The following is a 10,260-nucleotide window of genomic DNA, read 5'->3' as shown; positions in this document are numbered from 1 at the left end:
AAACGTATACCGCTACTGAAAGCGGAAGTTATACAGTGAAAATTACCTCCATTTCTTGTGAAAGCCCAGCTTCTAATCCAATATCAGTTACGGTAAACCCAATTCCAGATGCCGCGGTGATTACCGCAGAAGGCCAGACGACTTTCTGTGCAGGTGGAGCCGTAGTGTTAAAGACAACGACCGTAGCAGATAGTTACCAATGGTATAAAGGAATAAGCCTGATTGCTGGTGCCACCCAGCAAACTTATACCGCTACAGAAAGCGGAAACTACAGCGTAAAAATTACTTCCATTTCTTGTGAAAGCCCAGCTTCCAATCCGATACCAGTTACGGTAAACCCAATTCCAGATGCCGCGGTGATTACTGCAGAAGGCCAGACGACTTTCTGTGCAGGTGGAGCCGTAGTGTTAAAGACGATAACTGTAGCAGACAGCTACCAATGGTACAATGGGCTAAACCTAATCGCAGGGGCAACTCAGCAAACGTATACCGCTACTGAAAGCGGAAGTTATACAGTGAAAATTACCTCCATTTCTTGTGAAAGCCCAGCTTCTAATCCGATACCAGTTACGGTAAATCCGATTCCAGATGCCGTGGTGATTACCGCAGAAGGCCAGACGACTTTCTGTGCAGGTGGAGCCGTAGTGTTAAAGACGACAACTCTAGCCGATAGCTACCAATGGTACAAAGGACTAAGCCTGATCACAGGTGCCACTCAACAAACTTATACCGCTACAGAAAGCGGAAACTACAGCGTAAAAATTACTTCCATTTCTTGTGAAAGCCCAGCTTCCAATCCGATACCAGTTACGGTAAACCCAATTCCAGATGCCGCGGTGATTACAGCCGAAGGTCAGACAACTTTCTGTGCAGGTGGAGCAGTAGTGTTAACTTCTTCCGCAACAGCAGGAAACCAATGGTTCAAAGATGGCAACCCAATCACAGGTGCAACCGGTCAAACCCATATCGTTAGGGAAAGCGGAAAATATACGGTAATCGTAACCTTAACCAACTGCCTTAGTCCGGAGTCAGCAAGAGCGATCATCACCCTGAACCCGATTCCTGCCGCGCCAACCATCACCGCAACTAACCATGCTGTTTTCTGTGAAGGTGGTCATGTTATCCTGACTTCATCGGAAAACACGGGCAACCAATGGTATAAAAACGGCATCTTAATCCCTGGAGCTATAGACAAAAACTACACCGCCACAACTCCTGGCGATTACTCACTTGGTTTTAAAAATTCAAACGGCTGTGCCAGTCCAATTTCATTACCAACTAACGTTACCGAAGTTCAGTATCCGGGACAACCTCAGATATCCCCATCAAATGAAACCACTTTCTGCGAAGGAGGGGTAGTGATCCTGACTTCATCATCAAACAGCGGAAACCAATGGTATAAAAACGGCATCCTAATTCCTGGTGCTACAGGAAAAACCTTTAGCGTCAGTGAAATTGGTATATATACCGTTAGTGTAACAAATGCTGGAGGTTGTACCAGTGCAGTATCAGCAACAACTACAGTGACTGTCAGTCCGGTTCCAAGAGGATTCAACGACACGCTGAGCACACTCAGCTGTGGTGAATCAGCATTCAGCTACCCATTGCAAGCCAATATCAACAATAGGGCAAAAGGTGGAAACGCAGTCCCAGCTACATTTAGCTGGACAGTGAATACTCCAGTATTGGGTGCCCTAGACGGATCTGGAAATGCCATCATTACCGACCTTTACAATCCTACGGCCATTGCGCAGGAGGTTACCTATACCGTTACGCCAAGAGGATTAGCTGGTGGCTGCGATGGAATTCCTTTTAAAATTACCGTAACAGTTCCAGCTTGCATCGGCCTTTCGATTACGAAAATCGCCGACCAGCAATCCGTTTCTGCGGTTGGAGATAAGATAAATTATACCATCATAGTTAAAAATACTGGATCCGCAAGTCACCACAATGTGAGCTTGAGGGATCCGCTAATCGCCGGAGATCTGAGGCTTATAGGTGATAATGGCAATGGTATTTTGGAAAGAGAAGAATCATGGATTTATACCGGAACCTATACCGTTACTCAATCAGATTTAGATAGGAATGGGGTGCCGACAGCAAATATTGGTAAAATTCAGAATACGGCTACCGTACAAACTACAGAACATCCACTGGTTGTTTCCGCTACCGCAGATGTCGCTATTGATCAGAATCCTAAAATCAGTTTGGTGAAAACCGGACGCTTAAATACCGATTTAAAAACGATTACTTACAATTTCGTTATCAAGAATATCGGAAACGTCACTTTGCATCACCTGGTCTTATCGGATCCGAAAATTCCGGGAGCCATTACACTTCCAGTAACAACGTTTGCACCGAATACTTCCATTACCTATACAGGAAATTATACCATTACGGAAGATGAAAAACTGAATGGCAACGTAAGAAACATCGCCCATGTCGATGGTCTGACTGAGGTTGGCGAACAAGTTTCAGATGTTTCTGGTACAAATGAGAGTAATGACATTCCTACTGATATAGATGTGAAGCGTTACCCTGCTGCTGTTGATGACTATGCAAATACCAAAACTGATGTGGAGGTCATGGTGGCAGTGGCTAAAAATGACAAACCAAGTCTTTTCCCCTTGGATGTCAGTACCGTCGAAGTACAAATGGCACCTGCAAATGGAACCCTTCAAATGAACAAAGATGGCAAGATCATTTACCAACCAAAAAAAGGGTACTCAGGTATAGAAAAGTTTAGCTATAAGATCCATGATGCGGTGGGAATGTCCTCTAATGTGGCCATGGTGACGATTAATGTAGTTCCACCAGATTTGGAGATCCCAAATACATTTACACCAAATGGAGATGGAAAGAACGATACTTTCCAGATTGTCGGAAGAGAGAATTATGAAAATATTGACCTGGCTGTTTTCAATCGCTGGGGCGATCAGGTTTATAAAAATAACAATTACAAAGATGAATGGGACGGGGCCGGCTTAAATGACGGAACTTATTTCTATGTACTCAAACTTACAAAAGGAGGGGTGGTTACCTCTCGCAAAAGCTGGATTTTAATCAAAAGATAATGAACATTAGAAAACTGATTACTGTATTTATAGGTCTCTGCTTTCTGCAAATTGGAAAAACCAATGCGCAGCAAAATATTCAGTTTACCCAGTATATATTCAATAGCCTGAGCGTAAATCCGGCTTATGCCGGATATAAAGAAGAATGGTTTGTACAACTCGGATTGCGGGCGCAATGGTTGGGAATGGAGGGCGCTCCGCAAACAGCAACCGCCTCTATTGATGGGATTTTAGATCCGCAGGAGCGCAAAATGGGAGTAGGTTTCCAGGTTACCACTGATAAAATTGGTGCGCAATCCTCTACTTCAGCAACGCTGAATTACGCTTTCCGATTGCAATTGAATGGGGAAGATACCCAGCGCTTAAGTTTTGGATTGGGCGTAGGCGCAGCACAGTATAGTTTAAAAGGAGGAATGTTAAACACGATTCAACCGGGAGATGAAGCCTTGCCAGTAGGCAGTCAAAGTAACATCGTTCCCGACTTCCGTCTCGGTATATTCTACAATTCGGATTATTGGTACCTTGGACTTTCTGCTCTGGATATATTTTCCGGCCCTGATAAAAAAAGAGACCAGTCTTCCTCTTTAAACATTATTCGCAGCCGACATGCCTATATGATGGGAGGGGCTTTGATCAATATTTCTCCAGAATTCAGAATCAGACCAAGCCTGCTCATCAAAGAAGATTTTAGAGGACCAACCAGTGCCGACTTTAACACCATGCTGATCATTAATGATAAAGTTTGGATAGGTGGATCTATCCGAACCGGATTTAATCTCTGGAAAAAGCAGACATCCGCCGCATCATTGAGCAAAGAAAATTCTGTCTCGGGTATCATTCAATTTTTTGTAAACGAACGATTCAGGATTGGTTATTCTTATGATCAGGTCACCAGTGCATTGGGCAGCAGTCAAAATGGCTCCCATGAAATAACCATGGGCTTGGCCTTTGGGAAAGCTCCAAGATCTTTTATCTGCCCAAGGGTGTTTTAAAAATAGATAAAATTATCTATTTGAAATTCAGTAAGATATGTTTTTTTTGAAGTTGTAGGTAAACTGTTAATTTGGGTGTCGTTGTTGACAGTAATTTTAACATGATTATTTTTTCCACCCATTCACAGCGTTAATTTGTAAGATGGTTTCAAAATTTTTATATTAGAATAACGCGATTGAAAAACGATTGGGTTTTAAAACTATTGGATCTATGTTTGACGAATTGAGTAAGTACAAGCAAGGCAATTTCTTTTTTCAGGCAACGGACAGTTTAGTAGAAGTTTGCAATGTTAGCCCACATAATTATGGGCTATACCTAGTGTATGCATTAAGAAAGGGGAGGGTGGAATTGGTTTATATCAATAAATCTGGTCCACCTGAAAAGTCACAAGAGCTGAAGGTCAATCTAGATTTATTGGACGACCTGAGGGAGAACCTGTTGAATGGTTTTCAGTTTGGCGAAATTGAACGTAAGAATTCCTGGCCTGTACAAATGATGATCGAAGACATAGAAGCTTTACACATCCATTGGTATGTGACTTATGATCAAAAAAATAGGGACCTGCCTGCAACTATGAAATCGAAAATACTGCAGATCTATCAGGGGATTTATGGTCAGTTACCCCGATGGAATCAAGGCTAAAACCTTATTGAATGTAAACGGTTTTGATGTTCACAAATTCGCGGATGCCAAAAGAACTGAGCTCTCTGCCATAGCCACTTTGGTTGATTCCACCAAAGGGCAATCTTGAATCTGATTTCACCAGACTATTGACAAAGCAGGATCCTGCGTTTAATTTCTTTGCCGCAATTTCTTCGCCATGCGCTTTTGAAGCTGTAAATATTGCTGCTCCTAATCCAAAGGTACTATCGTTCGCAATCTTAATCGCATCTTCCTCATCTTTTGCTGTAAATATCAAGGCCACCGGACCGAAAAGCTCTTCCTCATATGCTGGCATTCCTTTTTTTATTCCAGTAAGAATAGTAGGAGTGTAAAAAGCATGATCGGATTTAAATTCAGGAATTCTGCCACCAAGAATGCATTTTGCCCCGGCTTTGATGTTGTCCAGAACTTGTTGATGTAACTCATCACGCAGGTCTTTTCGGGCCATAGGGCCGAGGTCGGTCTGCTGGTCAAACGGATCTCCGGTGATTTTTGACTGCATCTTTTGAAGAAAGATTTTCATAAAATCTTTTTCTATCTCTTTTACGAGAATGAATCTTTTTGCAGCAATACAACTCTGGCCGTTGTTGATCAGTCTGCTTTGCATACAAATTTCTGCAGCCTGTTCGAGATCAGCATCTGCCAATACGATATAAGGATCGCTTCCACCAAGTTCCAGGACTGTTTTTTTTAAATGAAAACCTGCTTGCTGCGCAACTTGTTTACCAGCTTCCGTACTTCCGGTTAAGGTAACGGCTTTAATGAAAGGATGGGCAATGGCTTGTTTAACTACTTTACTATTGATCAGTAAGACATGGAAAAGGTCTTTCGGAAAACCCGCTTCTTTAATCACGTCCTCGATCGCCAATGCGCAGCCACTCACATTAGAAGCGTGTTTCAATACGCCTGCATTGCCGGCCATTAATGCAGGAGCCAAGAAACGGAACAATTGCCAGAAGGGAAAATTCCAAGGCATCACGGCAAGGACGACACCCAATGGCTGAAAACTGACATAGCTTTTACTGGCTTCTGTCGCAATCAGCTCATCTTTTAGGAAATTAGCACCATTTGAAGCGTAAAAATCACATACTGCAGCGCATTTTTCGATCTCAGCAATTCCCGCAGGTAAGGGTTTTCCCATTTCCTTAGCCATTAAAGTGGCCAGTTCAGTTTTCCGTTTTAACAGCACTGCCGAAGTATTTCTAAGGAACTCTGCACGCACAGAAAAACGGGTTTCTTTCCATTTTAACCAAGCCTGATGTGTCTTTTCTATTTTCGTATTGACCTGCTTTTCGGTATCTTCTATATAGGTTTTTATCGTTTTTCCATTGGTTGGGTTGACTGAGATCATACGCTTCTACTTTTGTATTTAGATTATAACAGCAATTAAATAGGGGGAATTGTTTTATTATTTTTTGGACATGAATCTCCCTTAACTATTTGGGAAGATAAATAGTTTATTTCCTGGTAGGTGTTTTAGCTGATCTTTGGGGAATTTATATTCTTTTTCCAGCACTTTAAACGCTTTGTGATCTAGGCGATGATGATTATGATCTGCAATTTGCTTTAAATAACTGCCAGCAACCTGGTCAGGTGCTGGAATCGGGGAAGGAACAAAATCAATTGCTCAGCACCTCATCAAAGAATTAGACCTTATTATACCTGCTAAGTCATTTAAAAATGACAAACAAATGAAGGCCTAAGTGGTGAATATGCTGAGTTTTCTTTGTGTGAATTATCGGGTAGTAAAAGAAAGCATCCTATCAATTTAGGTAATAAAATTAGAGAAAATGAAAATTTAACCACAAATGGGGAGTATTACCTCGCTCTTTACCTCATTTATCAAGGCTATTTTTTGGATTTTCGGAAATTGATGGAAATAATTCGTAAAACATCTTGTTTTCTTAAGGATTATTTGATAAGGTATTGTATTTTTGCATAAAAATTCAAATAAATGACTCGTAAGAATAGTAATTCGGAAAAAACTGCGGATGTTGTATTGATTGGAGCAGGGATAATGAGCGCCACATTGGGTGTATTACTTAAAGAACTGCAGCCGGATATCACCATAGAAATTTTTGAAAGACTGGATGTTGCTGCGGCAGAGAGTTCTGATGCCTGGAACAACGCCGGCACCGGACATTCTGCATTTTGTGAGCTAAATTATACGCCACAATTAGCGGATGGTTCAGTAGAAACTGGAAAAGCGGTAGCTATTGCAGAATCTTTTGAAGTATCCAAGCAGTTTTGGTCGTTCCTGGTTAATCATAACCTCGTAGGATCACCCGAAACATTTATTAAGAGCATTCCACATATAAGTTTTGTGTGGGGAGAGAAAAATGTTGCGTTTTTACGTGAACGTTTCGACAGATTACAGGAAAATCTTCTTTTCCAAGGAATGAAGTATTCTGAGGATCCTGATCAATTGAAAAAGTGGATGCCTTTAGTGATGGATCAGCGCGATCCAAAAGAAAAAGTAGCTGCAACAAGAATGACCATGGGAACGGATGTAAATTTTGGGGAATTAACCAGAATGATGTTCGATACGCTTCAAAAGATGGAAGGCGTGAGCCTGCATTTTTCTCATGATGTGAAAAAACTAAAGCAAAAGAATGGCCTTTGGGAAGTGAAAGTAAAAGACGAAGCTACGGGTGATAAACGTGTAGTGAAAGCTAAATTTGTTTTCATCGGTGCTGGTGGTGGCTCATTGCCATTACTAGAGAAATCGGATATTCCTGAAGGTAAAGGTTTTGGTGGCTTCCCGGTAAGTGGACAATGGTTGAAATGTATCAATCCAGATGTGATCGCCAGTCATGATGCTAAAGTATATGGTAAAGCTTCGGTAGGCGCACCGCCGATGTCTGTGCCTCACCTGGATACTCGAATGATCGACGGTAAAAAAGCATTACTTTTCGGTCCTTATGCAGGATTCTCTACGAGATTCCTGAAAAATGGATCATTGATGGATCTTCCAATGTCGATAAAAGTAAATAATATCCGCCCGATGATTTCTGCCGGCCTGGACAATTTACCGCTTACAAAATATTTAATCAATCAGGTGCGTCAATCTCCAGAAGACCGTTTGACGGCTCTAAGAGAATATTTGCCAACTGCCAAAATGGAAGATTGGGAACTGGAAACTGCTGGTCAGCGTGTACAGGTGATCAAAAAAGATGAAGAGCATGGTGGTATTTTGGAGTTTGGAACAGAGGTGGTGACCGCTGCCGATGGCTCTATTGCTGCTTTATTAGGAGCCTCACCAGGTGCATCTACTGCGGTATCTATTATGATTACTTTAATGGAACGTTGCTTTGGAGAACAATTGAAAAGCAAAGAATGGCAGAAAAAACTGACTGCCATGATTCCTTCTTATGGCCACGCGCTGAGCAATAACATGAAAATGACGGAAGAAATCAGGTCGAATACCACGAAGACTTTAAATTTACGTGAAGCGGAATAGTTAATGATTTAAATACTGACCTAGGTGAATATAGATACAGACGTATTTTTCTAAATATAAAAATGGCTTTTAGTGTAAAAACTAAAAGCCATTTTTTTTAATGGTGATTTATTGAGCTTCTAAGATCCATTGCTGATTGGCTGTCCCAGTAGTTCCATTCATAGAATACAAGACTAGCCTTTGGCCATTAGTGCTGCTGCCAGGATTGTCCAGAATGTAATGATTGGACATGTTACTCTGAATGACGTATTTATTGGTGCCAACAGATACCAGGTTCCATTGCTGGTTGATGGCATTACTGATGGTATATTGGATCACATTGGAACCAATCGTTTGAGTTCCCCCAGAAATGTCTATGGCTTTATTGCTGTTGCTATTGATGAGCACAGTGGCCCCATTTTGGCTGCTTAATTTCCATTTTTGTTCTGCGCCTGCACTGCTGATGGATTGTACAATATAGGCGCTATTTGATGTGCTGTTTCCTTCCACAGACAAGTATAATCCGCTGGAGGCATTTTTCAGTTTGTACCAGGTCGCAGGTGGATCTCCCGGTACCAGTGTTGAACTGATTGCAGGAGCAACCTGGTTAAAAATATCTGTAATGGTTACCCTTGCGGTATAGGTTCCGCTGCCCATCGTTACATTGCTGAAGGTTGCTGTTCTTTTTTGAGGAAGTACTTCATTAATTGTATTGACTACTGTTCCATTTGGATCCAGTAATTCCACCTTTGAAGAGAACTGAGGTGTTTTTGCGGCATTATTGGTCCAGTTGATGTAAACTGTATTTCCTGAATAAATTGCAGAGACAGACTGGGTTTCTCCAACAGTATTCACTGGTGCAGTGCCCTGATTGGTTTGTGCAGGAAGGGCTAAAGTCCGGCCGGTACCAAAAGCGGCATCAGGCTGTACGGTACCTCCATGTTCCATAAAATAAGCATCTTCCATTGCATCATATCCAGAATTAAAAGCACGATCGTAAATGCCATTTCTGCCTTCATCACCAGCATTGGCACTGAAACTTCTGCTGGTATGTTTTTGCCATACATTGGTGGTGCTTAAGTTCCAGCAGTCTTTGAAAAATGCTTTCCTGATGAAGCTGCCATTATAAGCAGGGTTGCTGCCTGTCCAGTTTTCTAGAAAGGAATCATTTCCTGAGCCCAAAAAGGTGGTTTGCTCCGGAATGGCAAGGGTAGAAGTGTGGAACCAGGTACCGGTACTCATATTTTGAATGAAGGTGCCGATAAACAGCTCTCCATTAAGTTTCCAAGATCTGATGGCAATATTGTACCAGGTATTGAGCGCCCATTGATAGGGATTAATGGTTTTGTAACCATCACCTTCACCACCGAATCTGCTGCTGATGGTGTTTGGTGCCGTATAGGCTACCCTGGAGAACACGCCTCCTGCAGTATTAGGATCCCAGTGGGAAGCAATCAGGATGTTTGGTGTGCCAAAAGAATTGTCTGGCGTCTGTTGCAAACCATTGTATCCGCCTGAGTAATTGTGTACGGAGAAATATTCCGCATTTGCGGACTGGGTAATCTTAATCTTGTGGATTTTTGCAATAGCATCCGAAGGGAAATTGAAGAAAATGTGCTGCGATGGTGCCGCATTTTCCGTTCCTGCAGGCGCCAGGGTTTGATTCTGCGTACGTTGTTGTTTTTCCATGCCTTCAGTAAGCAAAGACTTTTGACAGGAGGTCAGGCAGGTAAATAGGCAAAACAGCAGTAAAACCGGCTTTTTAAAGAGATTGGTTAGTTTCATAATGATTTGGTTTAGAGATGAATTTAATGCTCTATAAGTTCATAAAAAGGTTTGATAATCAGCTGGTTTAGTGATGCGCAAACGGTTGTGTCAGCTGATTTGCTCTGGATAAGGATTGTAGGAAAAGTATGCTTGCTTTCTTAGTCCTGTCTCAGGAAATGATGATACTTTTAGAAGATCATTTATAATTTGAAAGGTGTTTTATGGCTTTTTATCTTTTTCGTAGCTTATGCAAACGTTTGTGTGATCTACTATAAAGGTCATGGTTCAGTAGGGCGGTTTTCCACAACTTTAGTTAATGGTTAG

6 protein-coding genes are annotated in these 10,260 nt (G+C 41.8%); 4 read left to right on the top strand and 2 right to left on the bottom strand.

Translation table 11 applies throughout. The features are described 5' to 3' along the window. The 3 genes from H9X96_RS21740 to H9X96_RS21730 form a co-directional block, all read left to right on the top strand. A partial coding sequence (locus tag H9X96_RS21740; RefSeq protein WP_187668307.1) for a gliding motility-associated C-terminal domain-containing protein occupies positions 1 to 3,074 on the top strand: 3,074 nt, incomplete at its 5' end. Beyond that, entirely contained in the window at positions 3,074 to 4,066 is a 993-nt protein-coding gene (locus H9X96_RS21735; RefSeq protein WP_187668306.1) for a type IX secretion system membrane protein PorP/SprF, read from the top strand. The genes H9X96_RS21740 and H9X96_RS21735, both read left to right, overlap by 1 nt. A 211-nt stretch (positions 4,067 to 4,277) precedes the next feature. Next, positions 4,278 to 4,709, top strand: a complete 432-nt coding sequence (locus tag H9X96_RS21730) for a hypothetical protein (protein ID WP_187668305.1) — start codon at positions 4,278 to 4,280, stop codon at positions 4,707 to 4,709. A gap of 4 nt (positions 4,710 to 4,713) precedes the next feature. On the opposite strand, the gene H9X96_RS21725 is transcribed toward H9X96_RS21730, so the two are convergent. After that, on the bottom strand, positions 4,714 to 6,081 hold the full coding sequence (locus H9X96_RS21725; RefSeq protein WP_187668304.1) for an NAD-dependent succinate-semialdehyde dehydrogenase: 1,368 nt from the start codon (positions 6,079 to 6,081) through the stop codon (positions 4,714 to 4,716). 603 nt (positions 6,082 to 6,684) lie between these two features. On the opposite strand from H9X96_RS21725, the gene H9X96_RS21720 reads away from it, so the two are divergent. Next, complete coding sequence (locus tag H9X96_RS21720) at positions 6,685 to 8,190, top strand: malate:quinone oxidoreductase (protein ID WP_187668303.1); 1,506 nt, start codon at positions 6,685 to 6,687, stop codon at positions 8,188 to 8,190. Positions 8,191 to 8,298: 108 nt separating this feature from the next. On the opposite strand, the gene H9X96_RS21715 is transcribed toward H9X96_RS21720, so the two are convergent. Next, positions 8,299 to 9,954: an RICIN domain-containing protein gene (locus tag H9X96_RS21715; RefSeq protein ID WP_187668302.1), complete on the bottom strand. Its 1,656-nt coding sequence runs from the start codon at positions 9,952 to 9,954 to the stop codon at positions 8,299 to 8,301. Positions 9,955 to 10,260: the final 306 nt, after the last annotated feature.

This window comes from Pedobacter sp. N36a, from assembly GCF_014472395.1.
In the GTDB taxonomy this organism is placed as follows: Bacteria; Bacteroidota; Bacteroidia; order Sphingobacteriales; family Sphingobacteriaceae; genus Pedobacter.
Note: the sequence above shows the minus strand (reverse complement) of the source record. Positions and strands in the feature narration are given on the sequence as shown.